The organism is Hugenholtzia roseola DSM 9546 (assembly GCF_000422585.1).
Taxonomy (GTDB): Bacteria; Bacteroidota; Bacteroidia; order Cytophagales; family Bernardetiaceae; genus Hugenholtzia; species Hugenholtzia roseola.
In genome coordinates this window covers 130,384-147,105 of record NZ_KE383879.1, presented here as the reverse complement: position 1 = coordinate 147,105, position 16,722 = coordinate 130,384, and the positions used below count along the sequence as shown (strand labels likewise).

General features: G+C 38.9%; 14 protein-coding genes. 9 read left to right on the top strand and 5 right to left on the bottom strand.

Annotation, left to right across the window (positions count from 1 at the left end; translation table 11 throughout):
- Positions 1–9: 9 nt before the first annotated feature.
- From G500_RS0110960 to G500_RS0110945, 3 genes are all read left to right on the top strand, one after another.
- Positions 10–402 (top strand): hypothetical protein, encoded by a 393-nt coding sequence (locus tag G500_RS0110960; RefSeq protein ID WP_027002590.1) that lies wholly within the window; start codon positions 10–12, stop codon positions 400–402.
- Between the two features lie 369 nt (positions 403–771).
- Positions 772–1,320 carry a hypothetical protein gene (locus tag G500_RS0110950; protein ID WP_154657127.1) on the top strand — a complete coding sequence of 183 codons (549 nt, stop codon included), beginning with the start codon at positions 772–774 and terminating at the stop codon, positions 1,318–1,320.
- A gap of 287 nt (positions 1,321–1,607) precedes the next feature.
- The gene (locus G500_RS0110945) at positions 1,608–2,135 is read left to right on the top strand and encodes a hypothetical protein (protein WP_027002588.1); all 528 of its coding nucleotides are present in this window, start codon (positions 1,608–1,610) and stop codon (positions 2,133–2,135) included.
- Between the two features lie 144 nt (positions 2,136–2,279).
- Here the strand turns inward: G500_RS0110945 and hemH are convergent, their stop codons facing one another.
- Positions 2,280–3,335, bottom strand: a complete 1,056-nt coding sequence (hemH, locus tag G500_RS0110940; RefSeq protein ID WP_027002587.1) for a ferrochelatase — start codon at positions 3,333–3,335, stop codon at positions 2,280–2,282.
- A 317-nt stretch (positions 3,336–3,652) separates the two neighbouring features.
- Between hemH and G500_RS0110930 the strand changes: the two genes are divergently transcribed.
- The gene (locus G500_RS0110930) at positions 3,653–4,564 is read left to right on the top strand and encodes a hypothetical protein (RefSeq protein WP_027002586.1); all 912 of its coding nucleotides are present in this window, start codon (positions 3,653–3,655) and stop codon (positions 4,562–4,564) included.
- 323 nt (positions 4,565–4,887) lie between these two features.
- Here G500_RS0110930 and G500_RS0110925 read toward each other — a convergent pair whose 3' ends face one another.
- The 4 genes from G500_RS0110925 to G500_RS0110910 form a co-directional block, all read right to left on the bottom strand.
- Positions 4,888–5,448: an RNA polymerase sigma factor gene (locus tag G500_RS0110925; protein WP_027002585.1), complete on the bottom strand. Its 561-nt coding sequence runs from the start codon at positions 5,446–5,448 to the stop codon at positions 4,888–4,890.
- A 92-nt stretch (positions 5,449–5,540) separates the two neighbouring features.
- The gene (gyrB, locus tag G500_RS0110920) at positions 5,541–7,529 is read right to left on the bottom strand and encodes a DNA topoisomerase (ATP-hydrolyzing) subunit B (RefSeq protein ID WP_086047885.1); all 1,989 of its coding nucleotides are present in this window, start codon (positions 7,527–7,529) and stop codon (positions 5,541–5,543) included.
- Positions 7,530–7,812: 283 nt separating this feature from the next.
- Positions 7,813–9,234, bottom strand: a complete 1,422-nt coding sequence (locus tag G500_RS25065) for a TlpA disulfide reductase family protein (RefSeq protein WP_051203470.1) — start codon at positions 9,232–9,234, stop codon at positions 7,813–7,815.
- A gap of 100 nt (positions 9,235–9,334) precedes the next feature.
- The gene (locus G500_RS0110910; protein ID WP_027002583.1) at positions 9,335–10,762 is read right to left on the bottom strand and encodes a TlpA family protein disulfide reductase; all 1,428 of its coding nucleotides are present in this window, start codon (positions 10,760–10,762) and stop codon (positions 9,335–9,337) included.
- A gap of 253 nt (positions 10,763–11,015) precedes the next feature.
- Here G500_RS0110910 and G500_RS0110900 point away from each other — a divergent pair, with 253 nt between their 5' ends.
- The 5 genes from G500_RS0110900 (at position 11,016) to G500_RS0110870 (ending at position 16,718) form a co-directional block, all read left to right on the top strand.
- A complete protein-coding gene (locus tag G500_RS0110900; protein WP_027002582.1) occupies positions 11,016–13,250 on the top strand; it encodes a hypothetical protein in 2,235 nt (744 codons plus the stop codon).
- Positions 13,251–13,620: 370 nt separating this feature from the next.
- On the top strand, positions 13,621–14,106 hold the full coding sequence (locus tag G500_RS0110890) for a DUF937 domain-containing protein (protein WP_027002580.1): 486 nt from the start codon (positions 13,621–13,623) through the stop codon (positions 14,104–14,106).
- Between the two features lie 171 nt (positions 14,107–14,277).
- A complete protein-coding gene (gene crtD, locus G500_RS0110885) occupies positions 14,278–15,768 on the top strand; it encodes a 1-hydroxycarotenoid 3,4-desaturase CrtD (protein WP_027002579.1) in 1,491 nt (496 codons plus the stop codon).
- A gap of 223 nt (positions 15,769–15,991) precedes the next feature.
- Positions 15,992–16,114: a hypothetical protein gene (locus G500_RS26460; protein WP_281169324.1), complete on the top strand. Its 123-nt coding sequence runs from the start codon at positions 15,992–15,994 to the stop codon at positions 16,112–16,114.
- A 139-nt stretch (positions 16,115–16,253) separates the two neighbouring features.
- The gene (locus tag G500_RS0110870; RefSeq protein ID WP_154657126.1) at positions 16,254–16,718 is read left to right on the top strand and encodes a hypothetical protein; all 465 of its coding nucleotides are present in this window, start codon (positions 16,254–16,256) and stop codon (positions 16,716–16,718) included.
- Positions 16,719–16,722: the final 4 nt, after the last annotated feature.

Sequence of the window (16,722 nt, the reverse complement as noted above, 5' to 3'; positions counted from 1 at the left end):
TACAATAAAATGAAAATAATAACTAAAATTGTTTATTTTACTATTTTAATTTATTTATTATATACACTTCTTTATAATGAAGTTATAATAAATACATACATAACATTACATGTACATAAAAACAATGAAATAATAAAGTTTCCACTTGTAGTACTAAACCCTATAAAAAAAAATAAAATAAAAAATGATATAACAAAATATTTTTCAAAAAATAAAAAAACACGATATGAACATGCGTCTTTGTATAAAAAAATTGCAAATAATAACTATGATATAGAATCTATTTTTTACAAAAATAAAACAAAATATATTCTAATTACATATTACAGTATATATGAAGAAAAAATATATGCTGCTATACTATCAGATAATGATATAGAATATTTTATCTTAGAAAGATAAATTATTAAAGTATTGAAACCAAACGTCGAAATCAGCTACCAATACGATGGCATAGGGCATCGGGTACTGAAAAAAGTTGTTAAAAATGAGGAAATTGAGAGGCAAATCGCTCCTTGTTAGGTTTAGCCTGCGACTACGCCTTATCCCTTCCGCAAATCTTAGCTTTTCGGGGCTGCTACTATTAAAACATAGACAAAATAGCATTTTGTATTTGTTTTTTGCTATTTTTGCAGTATCTTACAACGCAAATCGAAGATTTGCCGCAACTGATAGGTCGTAGTCAGAAACTACGCCCAACGGGGGTGCAATTAAAGCAAATACAAGAAGTAATGCAAATATTAAAAACAACATAAATTATATCATAAGAAAATGAAAATAAATTGTATAATAGTTTGTGTTTTATTGTTTTTTTTGGTAAATTCTTGCGTAAGTGTAAAGCTAACGAGAGAAGATGTTTTAAAAAATACAAATATTTCTACAAAAATGTATTTTTTATACAAAGGCGTAAAATATAACAATTTATATGATTTAAAATTAAAACATAGTAACGATAAAAATAAAGAAGATGCTACTTTAATTTGTTATTATAAGGCTACAAATACATATAATGAGTCAATTCACCCTGCCATAATATTAGCATCACTGTTTATAGATAGTGGCACAAGACAAAATATGGCGGAACTAATTACAAAAAGTGGTGAGTACGATTTCAAAAATAACACAGAAATCATATCTTATATGCTTCCTTCTTTTTTTATAGATTGGGTGCCTAATAATGAAAAATATAATATATATATAAAAATTGATTTTATAATAAGAAGTAATAATAAAAAAATAGATAAAAAATACAAAAATATGGATAGAATTATAAGAATAATAGAATGGACTCCGCCTCCTGTCAAAACAACGGATACCTAATACGACGGCTTTGAGCATCGGGTCTTCAAAAAAGTTGTTAAAAATGAGGAAATTTAGGGGTAAATCGCTCCTTGTTAGGTTTAGTCTGCGACTAAGCCTTATCCCTTCCGCAAATCTTAGCTTTTCGGGGCTGCTGCTATTAAAACATCTACAAAATAGCATTTTGTATTTGTTTTTTGCTATTTTTGCAGTATCTTACAGCGCAAATCAAAGATTTGCCGCACTGATAGGTCGTAGTCGGAGACTACGCCCAACGGGAGTCATTAACCCTTAATCACTCATCATCAATGAATTTCACAGAACGCCGTACTTATGTATTAAAAATTGATGCTACAAAAGCAGATATAGAAGATATTAAAGAATTTTTAATAGAAATAAAAAGTAGCTCAGGCAAGAATAGAGAAAAAATAAGAAAAGAGCATATTGAGTATCAAGCTCAATACCTGAAAAAAGATATTTGTATATTTAATTTAAGTAACTTTTTAAATAACAAAATAAATATACAAAAAAGTAACGTGCATAAAAACATTATATTTAATGATATTTCAGATGAAATGCTTAACTTAGTATCAGATAAGGTATCGCACTTATGGACAGAAAAGATAAACGATTTTTTCTTAAAAAGGTATAAAATTTATGACAAAATTTATGATGTAACATTTTTTTATTACGATATTTTTTATAAGAAAAATAACACTTTAATATATGATGATGAAAAATATCATTTTTTTACAGAAAATAAATTTGATGTTGAATATGCTCCTCTTATTCACCAGAAAATGATAGACAATGGTGTTGAAATTAGAGAGGCGTAACCCCCTGTTGTCCGTAGTGTTTCTCCTCGTTGTCCGTAGTGTTCCCATAACCCAAAAAATAGCCCAAAAGTTAGGCGTAGTTTCCAAATACGACCTATCAGTAGGGAATAACGGGGGGTTAGTGGTTGTTAGATTTTAGAAAAATTAGGCTTCCAAAATCATATCGCGCACCGCCTCTACCCAAAGGGCTTCGGTATTGAGGCTCTCTACAAGTTGCCAATGTTCGCCGCCTGCTTCCTCGAAATTTTCTTTGTAGGTTTCGCCTACTTCGAGCGTTGTTTCCAAACAGTCGGCTACAAAGGCGGGCGAAAATGCCAAGACGCGCTTGATGCCGCGTTTTGCCAAATCTATCACGACATCTTCGGTGTAGGGTTGTATCCAAGGGTCTTTGCCCAAGCGCGATTGGAAGCAAACGCTGTATTGGTGCGATTCCAGACCCAAACCCTGCGCTAAGGCACGCGAGGTTTCGAAGCATTGGGCGCGATAACAAAGGCGATTTTCGGCACAAAGACTATCGCAACAATTTCCCAGACGGCAGTAACTGCTTGCCTTGCGAAGTTGCCTTTCGGGAAGCCCATGATAGCTAAAAACAAAATGCTCATACTGCTCTTGTGCTAAAAGTTTTTGCGCATTTTGTACAAAAGTCTGAATCATTTTGGGGTGAGTGGGATAGCTATCTACAAGCGTCATTTGGGGGATAAGCTGCCATTTAGACACAATTTCCATCACGCGCTGATGCACAGAACCCGTTGTAGCGGAGGCATATTGTGGGAAAAGTGGAAAAACGATAATGCGTTCTACCTGCGCTTTTTGTAAAAAATCTAAGCCTTCTTGTATGCTTGGGCGTTGATAGCGCATAGCCAAACGCACCAAATATTCTTTGGGAAGCAGAGCTTGTAACTTTTCGGCTAATTCTACCCCATAAAACATCAGGGGCGAACCCTTTTCTGTCCATAACTTGCGATACTCTTTTGCCGACTTGGGGGCGCGAAAGGGTGCAATGATACCATTGACTAAAAGAAAACGTGCCACAGGGTTGATATCGATAACACGTCCATCTAAGAGAAATTCGCGCAAATATTTGCGCACATCAGCCACAGAAGGAGAGTTAGGTGTGCCTAAATTGACCAAAAGCACGCCTACTTTCGCACTCGAAACAGAAACGGGCGAAGAAGAAGCGGAAACAGACGAAGTGTGCATACAAAAGATAGAATTGCCAGAATGAGAAGCCCACAAAGGTAGGCGTTTCTACTCAAAATTACTCGAAAAAGAAAACTCTTGCATAGAACCCTAAAACGCGCCCTTTGTTTTAAAATACCGATTTTATGCCTCAAAATCAGCATTTTATCTTTTTAAAGTGCAATTTTGAAAAGATAAAATACCATCTTTTCTTATTTGGCTCAAATATTGCAGCACACAAAAAAGACCTGACTTTTTCTAATGCCGCGCCTTTTGAGAGGGCAAAATTAGGAGTCAGTCTTTGTTTTTCTAAAAACTAACTAAAAAATCTAAGCACTATGCTGAAAAAAATTCATGCTTTCCAATTATTCGCGCTTTTGATGCTCGCTACTTTCGGACTTTCAAGTTGCGGCGACACAACAGAAGACATCGTTCCTGCTCCTATTATCATTCTAAACCCTGAAAGTGTAACGGTAGATGTAGGACAAACTGCCTCTGCCAATTATAGCGTAACGACACAAGGCACGCTTAATCAAATTCAAATCCAAAAAGAAGGCGTAACCCTTCAAACCATCTCCTCTTTTACCTCGACGGGCAGCCATGAAGGTCGTCTTGATTACCTCACTACCAACGATGATGCGGGCAAAACAATCGTCTTTACCCTTATCGCAACCGACACAGAGGGTACTTCGGGTCGTGCCGACTTTACCGTTGTGGTCAATGAAGCCCCTACGCCTACTTTGGTGCGCACTTACACCTTAGGAGCGCAAGGCAGCGCACAGGGTAGCTTTGCCAGCGCAGGTTCAGACCAAGTTTTCTCTATTGCACAAGCCAAACAAAATGCAGCCAACATCGATTTTGCCTACCTTTTCGGTACAATTCAAGGCGCAGTAGTAGGCTCGCCACGCGACAATTCGGTAGATTTTATCTATGGTACAAATAGCAACTTTACCGAAAATGGCGTACACACTTGGTCGCAAAGAAACGACACGCGCTTCAAACTTACTGCCCTGACTACCAACGATTTCAACGGCATTACCAACGGCAGACAGCTCGAAACTTCTTACAACGCGGGTACGCAGCCCGATAATGACGGCGCAAGCGAAGGCAGCAGCTCACGCACAGCCTTAGAAGTCAATAAAGTTTATGCCTTCCGCACACAGGCAGGCAAATTTGGTCTTATTTTGGTCAATCGTATCCAAGAAGGTGCAAACGGACAAGCCGCCCTCACTATCAAAGTGCAGGAATAAGCCCAATTTTAGAAGTCGTTTTGTTGTAGCGACGTTGTTACAACGGTCAGAAGGTCAAAAAAGGGGATTTTGTGCCTAACGCAAACCTGCTGAACCCCCACCCTGCCCTCCCCCCATAGGGGAGGGTTCGAAAACCAAATCATTTTTTTATGCTCGCATAAAAAAATGATGCCAAATCAAAGCCCCGCCCTATGGGGGCGGGGTTTGGGGTGGGGTGCATTTAAGGATTTTATCGTTGTAACGACAACGTTCTAAAAGACATCTTACCCCCAAAACCTCTCCCTTTGTGGAGAGGTTTTTTGTTGTATTGTATTTTTTTGTTTTTACAATTCATCATAATCTTTTTCTTTTACCTTTCTAACCTGTTCCAAACACTTATATTTTTGGTTTTGGGCATTGTGGCGTGTGCTATAATTAAATTCCTTTTGCACCTCTTCTATGCTTTTGTTGTGAAAAAAAATGGCATTGAGCAAGTTTTGACAGTGGTTTGACACTTTTTGCATGTAAGATTGTACTCTTTCCCAATAGCCCCTTTCATCATCTATCCAATTCTGCACCAAACTGTTTTCTTGCTCGGATAAAGAAAGTGAATTGCTTTCTATAAATCGCAGTCTATTTTTTTGCTCTCTTAGCCTTTTGAGCCATAAATTTTTGGCAATCGCCATCAAGTAGGTTTTCAGAGAAGCGGAAAGTACAAAGTCATCTTGTTTGAGCTTCTTCAAAACTACCAAAATGGTATCCTGAAATAAGTCTTGTGCGTCTTCATAGCTACCACTATTTTTTTGGACATAGCGTACTACCATCTGAAAATACTGCTCGTAAATCTTTTCATAAGAAAGATTGTTTTCAGAAAGCAAGCAAGATAAGTTTTTAGTAGATTCCATCTAGCGAGGAGTATTTTTCAAAACGAACAGCTTTGGAGAAAACTGTTCGTTTTGAGAAGTAAGAAAAGCGAGTAAAAAAGTATCGTATTTGTTTAAATATCTACTTTGGCATAACGCGCATTTCGCTCGATAAATTCGCGTCGGGGAGCTACTTCGTCGCCCATGAGCATAGAAAAAAGCGCGTCGGCAGCGGCGGCAGACTCAATATCAACCCTTTTGAGGCTTCTACTTTCGGGGTTCATGGTCGTTTCCCAAAGTTGTTCGGGGTTCATCTCACCCAGACCCTTGTAGCGTTGGATATGCAAACTTCCACTTTCGCCTCCCAAGTCTTGTACGGTTTTTTCGCGTTGGCTTTCATTCCAACAGTAAATCTGCTGCTTGCCTTTTTTGATAAGATAAAGCGGCGGCTGTGCGATATAGATATAGCCTTTTTCTATCAAATCGCGCATATAGCGGAAAAAGAGCGTCAGAATAAGGGTTCTGATGTGGCTACCATCTACGTCGGCATCTGTCATGATGATAATTTTATGATAGCGCAATTTTTCCAAATTGAGGATTTTCTGTCCGTTTTCGTCTTCGCCAAAGCGTATGCCTAAGGCGGTGATGATGTTTTTGATTTCTTCGTTGTCGTAGATGCGGTGTTCCTGTGCCTTTTCTACATTGAGGATTTTACCGCGCAAAGGCAGAATGGCTTGGGTTTTTCTGTCGCGCCCTTGTTTGGCAGAGCCACCTGCCGAATCCCCTTCCACTAAGTAAAGTTCGCAAAAGGCGGCATCTTTTTCCGAGCAGTCGGCTAATTTACCGGGCAGCCCAACGCCGCCCAACGCCGTTTTGCGCTGCACCATCTCACGTGCCTTGCGTGCGGCATGACGCGCTTGCGCTGCCAAGACTACTTTTTGAATGAGTTGCTTTGCCTCGCGCGGATTTTCTTCTAAATAAACCGAAAGGGTTTCGAAAACGCAGGTTTCCACCGCGCCCGCCACGTCCGAATTATTGAGTTTGGTCTTGGTCTGCCCTTCAAATTGCGGTTCGGCTACTTTCACAGAAATTACTGCCGTCATGCCCTCGCGAAAGTCGTTGCCCGAAAGTTCGAGCTTTTTATCGACCAAATTATTTTTATCGGCATAGCCTTTTAAAGCGCGTGTCAGGGCGCGATAGAAGCCTGTAATGTGCGTTCCGCCCTCAATGGTGTTGATGTTATTGACATACGAAACTACATTTTCGGCATAAGAGGTATTGTAAAGAATGGCTACCTGTACGGGAACTTCATTTTTTTCGCCTTCCACATAAATCGGGTTGGGTATCAAAAGCGTTTTGCCTCTATCTAAATAGCTCACAAATTCGCGCAAGCCCCCTTCGGAAAAAAATACATCAGAGGCAGGATTGCCGTCTGCGTCTATATCGCGCAAATCTTGTAGCGTAATTTTGATACCTGCATTCAGATAAGAGAGTTCGCGCAAGCGATTAGCTATCGTTTCGTATTTGAAGGTAGTAACGGGGAAGATTTCGCCATCAGGGATAAAAGTAAGTTTTGTACCTGTACTATCTGTCGTCCCAATTTCACGAACCGAATAGAGAGGTGCGCCACAGCTATAGGCTTGTTCGTACAATTTGCCGCCACGTCTTACCTCCACGTGCAGGTGCTTCGAAAGAGCATTCACACAAGAAACCCCTACCCCATGCAAACCGCCTGAAACTTTGTAGTTGCTCTTGTCAAACTTGCCCCCTGCGTGCAAAACGGTCAAGACCACTTCTAAGGCAGAGCGTCCCTCCTTGGGGTGCATATCGACGGGAATCCCGCGCCCATTGTCATTCACCGTCAGCGAGCCATCTGTATTGACGCTCACATTGATTTCGGTACAATGTCCCGCTAAGGCTTCGTCTATGGAGTTATCCACTACTTCCCAAATGAGGTGGTGCAAGCCCTTGATTCCTGTATCGCCGATATACATAGCGGGGCGTTTGCGCACAGCTTCCAAGCCTTCCAAGACCTGAATGTTACTGGCAGAATAGTCGCCACTATTTGCGGCAGCCGTTTTCTCTATTTCTTGTGCCTGTTCTGTTGAATTTTCTATGCTCATTTCTATGCGTTTTTCGTCTTTTTACAATAGACAAAGATACGAAAAAAAACTCGAAAATTCCACACTCCGACAAGTTTTTTATTAGCTTTTCGCACCTTTCGGCGCAACGTAGGAAATGCCGCTACTGCTCTAAATTTTCAAACTAAATTCTCTTTCAAACCTGCACGCTTTGCAGGAAGGCGCGTAATTTTTTAGGGCGGTTTTGATGAGTCCAAATTCTAAAAATCAGGCGCAAGTATAGGGACAAGGCACTGCCTTGTCCGTAGTGAGATTGAAAAAGTTTTTATTCCAACGCCTTTTCTATCAATTCGGCAGCATTTTCACTGGGGCTGACGTTTTTGGTAATGATGTTGCCTTCTTTGTCGAGCAGATAATAGGTCGGTACGCCTTGAATTTGATAGCGCGTCCTTAAATCTTCTACTTCATTTTCAGGTATAAAAAAGTGAAGTCCTTTTAAACCATGCTTTTCAATCGCTTGCAACCACGTTTCTTTTTCGCTCCAAATGCAAATATAAACAAACTCGACAGGCTCGTTTGCAAACTTTTCTTTCAATTTCCTACTTTCGGGAAATTCCGACACACAAGGACCGCACCAAGTAGCCCAAAAATCTACCAAGACCAATTTCCCCTTCAAACTTTCTAAGGTTACCATTTTTCCGTCTTTATCTAAAAAAGAAAAATCGGGGAAAGGCTTGCCTGCGGCTAAAAGACGGCTGGCAGCCACTTTTTCTGTTAAGCGTTTTTTTTCTTCGTCTGAAACATCAAGATTGGGAATGTAGCTAAAAAGGTCATTTCTGACCTGATTCCCATAGTCGTCATTCCATTCGTAGCTCATTGCCTCGCGACATAAATATTCTAATAAAACTAAATTTCTAATTTTTTTATTTTCTATTTTTTTAAACGTTTCAAAATAGCACTGCGCTAAGTCTGCCATTTGTTTTTTGTCATTGGTGTCTAAATAGTTTGCTTTGCAATGCTTATAGGGATATACGTATGTGATATAATGCAAATATAAATCACTTAATATTATATTTTCATTGTTTGGAATTTCAAAATTTGGAATATTTGCATAGTAGGAAGCAGGCAGCGGTGTAGGGTTTTCCATTTTTTGAAGATAAACGCGAATTTGTGGATAACGATACAAACACTCTAAATAAGTAGCCTGCATAGAAGCGCGTACAAAGTCATTGACATTGTGATAGGTGCGTTCCGATTGCGTTTCTTTTTCAAAGACATCAAGCAGAGAATCGTAATAGTTTTTTAAGTTTTTTGTGAAATCATCTGCATTTTGTAGTGCCAGCTCCGACCAGACTTTCGAATTTATCGAATCGGTAAAATTAAAACATTCGGTATGATTTTTTAGTTTTCCTTTTTGTAAAATTATCTGATTTTTTTCTATTAAAAATTCCATATCATCGTCGGCGGCGCAGAAAAAGGGCTGCCACATTTCTTCTGCTTTCAGATACCAAAATTGCTCTACTTTTTCGTTGGGAACTCGTGCCTGCCAAAGGGTTTTATCCGCCGAAAGGGGCTTAAAGCTAATGCTATCCATTCCACTAACACTTGTCAGGTGGGTAGTGTGGGCAGCTACATGCAAGTTTGGCATCTCGTCAGGATTGCTAACTTTTACGGTAATGGTAGCCGTTTGCGCCTTTACAAAGAAAGTGCTAATAAGCAGGGCGAAAAGAAAGGTTGTTTTTTTCATTGCGATTTTTTGAGTTTAATAAAAAACGAAAAAGATTGATAAAAATTTTCTACTTGAATAAAAGCCAACAGTTTTTTCTACCGTTGGCTTTTTTCTTTTTTTATTCCAACGCCTTTTCTATCAATTCGGCGGCATTTTGGCTGGGTCTGATGGTTTTATTTTTTAAAATGATTCCGTTTTTGTCGAGCAGAAAATAGTGTGGAATCCCTGAAATTTGATAGTTTTTTCTCAATAGCAGGCTTTCTTCGGGGCTGACAAAAACCTGTACTCCGCCTAATTGATGTGCCGTAAGCATCTTTTCCCAATCGGCTTGGTTGCTATCTATGCAAATATTTAAAAATACAACCTCTTGATTTTCAAACGTTTGCATCAATTTTTTGCTATGTGGAAATTCTGCCACACAAGGGGCGCACCAAGTAGCCCAAAAATCTACCAAGACCACCTTTCCCTTCAAACTTTCTAAGGTTACCCTTTTTTCGTCTTTATCTAAAAAAGAAAAATCGGGGAAGGGTTTGCCTGCCGAAAGGCTTTGGTAGTTTGCAAATTTTACCTTAAAAAAAGTGGCTTCTTTTTCGGTGATGCCTAATTTTTTTAGCTCCTCGAGCGTAAGTTGTGCAAGGGCGACAAATCGCTCATCTTGCCACTCCCACATTCTAAGGCTCGACGCAAGAAAATTTTGCAAACAGAGTTTGCGCAACTTTTCAGATGTAATTTGATTTAGATTTTGATAATTACACAAAAAATAGTTGTATTTTTTATCACTATCAAGAACCGTAATGGGCTTATTTTTCAAAGTATGCTGCTTGCAATCGCGAGTATAAGAGCTTCTAAGTTCAGAAATAATAACTGAATAAGGATAAAAATCATACTTAGAAGGCTTTACCAATGGAAAGGTATCCAAATAAGCGTCGGGCATTTCGCGCACCATCTCTACTTTTCCTGTGCTGCGATTGTGAAAAAAAGGATACGCCCCTAAACTCTGATTTGTTTCTACTTGGAAATAAATTTGCATAAAATCGTCAAAAAGAGAGTCGGGTTTGGGAAAGGTTGTGTGGTAGTTTTCTAACCTTTTTGCTTGTAGTTGATACAAATTTTTTACAAAATCTTTGGGTTCTTTTGGATATAAGTCGGAAAGTGTGGCTTGCAAAATGTCGTTTTGTTTGTGAAAGTATTGATTTTGCGCCTGCCATTTACCACTTTCAAAACTTACTACGCCATCTTCCCCTACACGAATTGAAATTTTTTCGTCGGCTTGGACAAAGAAATAAAACATCACTTTTTCCCCGTTCAAATACCAAGTTTGTGGCATTTTTTCGCCCTCGAAAGTGGCTTCCCAAAGGTTGTTCCCTCTTTTTTCAAAGAAAACAGTATCGCTAAGTTCGGGAATGGCGGGGTGATAATGTAGCGCGTGCGGAGCGCGTGAAAGTTGCCACTTTTCCGTTTCAGGCAGCGAAAACGAAACGGTAGTTTTTTGTGCCTTCGCTACCGAAATCAGACTTAAAAGGCAAATGAACCATAATTTTTTCATAAGGCATTTTTTAGTATGAAGAAAAACAAAGATAGATTTTTAAACGATTTGAAATAGTTAATAAGTGTTAAAATTGTGGCTTGCGCTTAAAAAATACGAATAAGGAGAAGCCCTTAGAAGGTTTTATTTTTTTTAGTGAAAGTTTGCGTTGTTTTGTATTATTTTTAGTAACTTGCTCTTTCTTAAAAAAGGCTAAAATTGCCTGCTCGCTTGTTCTTTTTTTCCTTCCAAAAGTCTATAAATGCTTTGCATTATGAAAAAAAAGTTTAATACAATCGCTACTTTGAAAACAAAAAAAAGAGGCATTCTTGCTTTCTTTACCTTGTTTTTTTTCCTGACCGCAGCTAAGGCGCAAGATATTAACCTCAATGGCATCACCAAAGTCAAAGAAAAAGAGTACCATTGGACGCTGCAAAATAGCCCTGTGCAGGCAGATAGGCTGGCTCTCAACGTGCGTGTGATGCAAATGTCGGAAGATGGCACGTATGAAGGCTTGGCTTTGTTACACAATGGTTCGCTTATTTTTAAAGATTTAAGAGAAAAAGAAAATCTTTTGGAAATTAAAATTTTACATGCGACCAAAGGCGAAGGCTATCATTGGAAAATAGACCCTCAAAATTGGCTTTTAGCAAAAATAAAATATGAAGAAAAAAAGATTATCTATGAAAAAGGTGGCGATTTGATGAAAAAACATGAAGCCAAGCCACTTTCCGAAGTGCCTTTTGAGGAGGATTACCTATCAGCAGAAAAAGCCCTTAGTACCTGTGTAGAAACTTATTTGCTGCACTATGCCGCTATTTTCGACCCTACCCAAGCCAAGCAAGCCCCCCTTACTTACTGGAAAAATGCCTTAGAGGAGCTAAATAACATTGCCGACGAAGAATTGCAGTTGGAAATAGGAATCGCGTGTCCCGAAAAAATTACAGAGTCGGAGGTTTTTTTAAATGGGCTGCCTGTGGATAGAGCCTATTTTGAGTTTTTCCAAGACCAAACTCACCTCAATCAATTTATGTTAAAAGGGAAAGTTTATTGCGTTTTAGGAGAAAATAGAGTAGAAATTGTATTAAAAGATGCAGACGGTGAAGTTTTACGCGAAAGCCGTCTTTTTTTGTATCAGCCCCAAACGCAGGCTACACCTGCCCAGATGCGTTGGGTAGAGCCTTTTGTGGCACAAATCAAATGGAGCAAGACTTTTTTCAACATACAAACCTGTTTGAAAAGCGACACCGAAATTCAAAAAGTAGATGTTTTTATCAATGATATTTTTGCTAAAAGCAGCACAAATATCATAAAACAAAGTTCGCAAAATTGCCCTTTTCTTTTCAAAGATGCCCTACAACTGGTAGAAGGTGAAAATAAAATCGTCTTGAAAGTCTATAATCAGGCAGGCGAAGCCCTTTCTGAACCGCGTGTCATTACAGTAGAATTTCCAAAAAGTGATAGTTTAGTTTCAATTTCAGTAGAAAAACCTACTTTTAATTGGCTTACACCCACCGAAAAACGAAGTACGCTATCCGCTGCCACTTCGGAGGCGAATTGCGAAATTTGCATTGCTTCGCAAGCCAACTTAGAAAATGTGGAAGTTTGGGTCAATAATCGTGCTTTGTCTAAATCAGACTACCAATTGAGCGAGTATAATCCTGCACAATGTCCGTATCTTCTCAAAATAAAATTTGTACCGCAAAGTGTTGAAAATCAAGTAGAAGTACGTGCAAAAAATAGCGCAGGTGAGAGCAGAAGTGAGCCGCGTATCCTGCTTGCTTCTATGCCGCTTGAAAATGCAGCCGAAAATGCACCTTTTTTATTGAGTTGGAAAGAAAACTATGCAAATCCTTTGCTACTTGATGCGCAAATTTTTCGTTTGGAAACTTGTTTGAAGGCTACACAAGAGCCTGCAAGTTTTGAGGTCTTGCGAAATGGGGTTTTACAAACAGCCAAAACGGGCTTGGAAAAGCAAAATGAGGCGGATTGTCCCTACCGTTTGTTTGCAGATGTGCATTTAGAAGCAGGCGAAAATCGCATTGTTTTGTTGGCTAAAAATGCGCAGGGCAAAGAATCGCAATTAGAAATTTTGATACAAACGCCACAAAAAGAAATCCCACAAAATGCTGATTTTCAAGAAAATAACCCTACAAATTCAGACCCAAAAATAGAAACCGATAGCCCTATTCAGCAGGTTTTAAAAACAGAAACTTCGCCTTCTCAAACTTCTACTTTCGAGTGGCTCGATTTTGTAGAAAGTCAGAAAGAAATTTCAGAAAATAGTTATCTGATAAGGGTAAAAATTCATACATCAGACCCTATCCTCTCTCTTTTGTTGATGCGCGACGGCAAATTAGTGGGCAATCTCAATTATACGGCACAAGAAGATGGCTCTTTCTTAGCAGAACAACAACAAATCTTAGAATCAGGCGAACATAGTTATAGTTTGATTTTAATTACAAAAGAAGGGCAGCGGCAATCCGAAGAAAAAATAATCCTGCATTGAGAAAAAAGAAAGCAAATTTTTAGAATTGCTTTCGAGCATCTTTGCCGTTCGCGCCCCTACTTTCCTATGCAGTGAGGTTAAATTCCAAAAGTTAGATTCAAACGTAGGGACAAGACAATGCCTTGTCCGTAGTGAGATTGAAATAAAAAAAGGTTTCCATACCCAAAAACAGGGTTTCAAAACCAAATTTTATTTTGCCTCTCATTTGATAGGACAAGGCTTTTCGCAGCACTTAACATTACTACTTTTCTATGCCTTTGGTTTGGTAAAATCTCTTAAAATGATTACCTTTGAGAGTGGGATTTCTTTGTAAAGCGCGTTTGTTTTCTAAAAATCTTGCTTATTTTACATACTTTCTAATATTTTTACCATGATAGACCAAATCATTAGTTTAGCACAAAAAGAATTGGGCGCAACGCTACAATCGCAGGCGGGACTCAACGCAACGCAGGCTGAAAAGTCGATTGAAGTAGCGCAAGATTCACTCACCGAAACGGTGAAAGAGGAAGCCATCAATGGCAATTTGGGCGACCTTTTGAGCCTTTTCAATGGCAATGCGCCTCTGAATATGCAAAATCCAACAATCCAACGGCTGACCAAAAATTTTTCTCATACCGTAGCCGAAAAAGTAGGCGTAGAGCCGCAGACAGCGGAGAAAGTGGCGCATATTGTCGTGCCTTTCCTGATGCAAAAGTTTGCTTCTAAGGAAACAGGGACGGCTGAAAATGAAAAATCCTTGCTCGATATGATGGGTATGGATAGCGGCAGCCTGCTCTCGAATGTGGGCAATATCTTGGGTTCGTTTTTAGGTGGCGATAAAAAAGATGGCGGCGGTTTGTCGGGCTTTTTCAAATAGCCTATCTTTTTTTAGATTTATTTTTGCAACCAAAGCGCGTTTTTTTCTTTTCTGATAACCCTCTGCTCTGTTTTCGAGTTTTGGGAAAATGCGGTGATAGCTCTCACCCTGCCTGCAAGCGAATTGGGTAGGGTGTTTTGTTTTTAATAAAACTATAATTTTGTTTTTTTTATGAACCAAGAGAAAAAAAAAGCCCTTGTCATAGGGGCTGGTATCGGTGGAATTGCGGTTTCGGTGCGTTTGGCACTCAAAGGTTTCGAGGTGGAAGTCTTTGAAGCAAATGCCTATGCAGGGGGCAAATTGTCCGAATTTTGGCTTGAAGGGTATCGCTATGATGCGGGTCCTTCGCTTTTTACGTTGCCCGAAAATGTGGAAGAAATTTTCCTTTTGGCAGGGCGCAAGCCGTCGGATTATTTTCGCTACCAAGCCTTAGACCCCGTTACGAAATATTTTTGGGACGATGGCACTCGCCTCTATGCACACGCACAAAAAGAGAAATTTGCAGACGAAGTAGCACAAAAATTAGGCGAAAAAAAAGATACAATTTTAAAGTTTTTAGCGGAAAGCAAAATAAAAAATGATTTGGTAGGCGAACTTTTTTTAAAGCGTTCTTTGCATAAAAGTAGCACTTTTTTAAATAGAAAGGCACTCAAAGCCATTCTCAAAATTCACAAATTAGATGCTTTTCGCACCATGCACCAAGCTAATTTTGCTACCTTTGAAAAGCCTAAAACCGTACAGATTTTTAATCGTTATGCTACCTATAATGGCTCTTCGCCCTATTTAGCACCTGCTACGCTCAATATCATTCCCGACCTCGAATTTGGAAAAGGAGCATATTTGCCCGAAGGCGGACTTTTTAGCATTACCAAAAGCCTGTTGCAGTTGGGTGAGGAATTGGGGGTAAAATACCATTTCGGTTCGCCCGTAACTCAAATTTTATTAGAAAATAATGCTAAAAATAAAAATCGTATCAAAGGCATAAAAGTTGGAGAGAAAACGATAGCGGCAGAGGTAGTGGTATCGAATATGGATATTGTGCAAACGTATCGAAAACTGCTACCCCATTTCCCTGCGCCCGAAGCACTTTTGGAGCAACCAAAATCCAGCTCGGCTCTTATTTTTTATTGGAATATGAATAAAAAATTTCCCGAATTAGATGTTCACAACATATTTTTCTCAAATGATTATGAAAAAGAATTTAGAGAAATTTTTAAAAATAAAACTATCATAGACGACCCAACAGTTTATATTTTTATCTCTTCTAAAAAAATCCCGACAGACGCACCTGCCGAAGGTGAAAATTGGTTTGTGATGATAAATGTACCTCATAACGACGGCAGTCAAGATTGGGACACACTCATTGCAAAAGCAAGGGAAAATATCTTACAAAAATTAGAAAAAAATATGATAGAGGCTGTTCGTCCGCACCTGATTGCCGAGCGAATTTTAGACCCGCGCAGCATAGAAGCGCGTACTTCTTCTTTTGGCGGTGCTTTGTATGGCAATAGCAGCAACAACCGCTATGCCGCTTTTTTAAGGCATGCCAACTTTTCACAAACGGTTCAAAATCTCTACTTTTGTGGAGGAAGCGTACACCCTGGCGGCGGTATTCCCCTTGTCCTTTCTTCGGCTAAGATTGTAGCCGATTTGGTGAATTAGGCTGCTTAGGGTTTTGTTGAAGAAAAGTAGGGAATAAGGGGCGAAAAGGCTACCTTATTCTTTTTTTTGTTGAATTTTCTTACATCATACCTATCACAAGGCAAATGGCAGAAAAATATAGACCGTAAAAATATAAAAAATAGTAAAATATAAAGTTTTTTTTCTGACCTTACAAAATTGAAAAAAGCATGATTTTGTGTAGCTTTTGGAAAAAAATAACCTTTTGAGCCTAAAAAAAGAAGGTACGCTTTCACAAAGCGAGGATAAAAACCCTTATTACGATATAAAAGGCTTTTACTATAAAAAAATAGATAAAAATAAAATAAAAAATAAAGTAAAAAGCTAATCTAAAATGTTTTTTTTCGCTAAAAATGACTTTTTAAACACTATTCTAACCTCAAAGGGCGAAACTGAAAGTAACACTATCTTTGCTTTTTGCGTCTGTGTCTTAAAATTCTTTAAACTTTCTTATTTCCTTAATTCCGATGAAATCTTTAATGAGCGTACCCATTTTTGACAGACGCAATTTGCATATTGCGCTTTTAGGCGATTCTATTGTCCAGGCTACTTGGCAGGGCGTTGTAGATGTTGCGACCAATCAACTTGCGTATAAGTTTTTGGCAGAATATGCGCGTAAAAACAATAAATTCTGTTGGCTTTTAAATCAAAAAAAGATGATGATACACCCTGATGCCTGCACTTGGGCGACTCAAACTTTTTTGCCCCAACAGAAAGAACTCTTAGAAAAAGGTATTTGTGCCGTTGTGATTGCTGATAGCTTTTTTGTAGAACAGAATATTCGTCAGTCTATTCAGTCGCTTTTTCCACAGGGCAGTTTGCAGTGCGCCATTTTTAAGGAAGAAGCAGTCGCGCTCAAATGGGTGAAAGAGCAAATTGTACAAAAAGACAATGCAAATTTTGATTTAGGTTTAGACCTTGATAATTTTTAGGGCT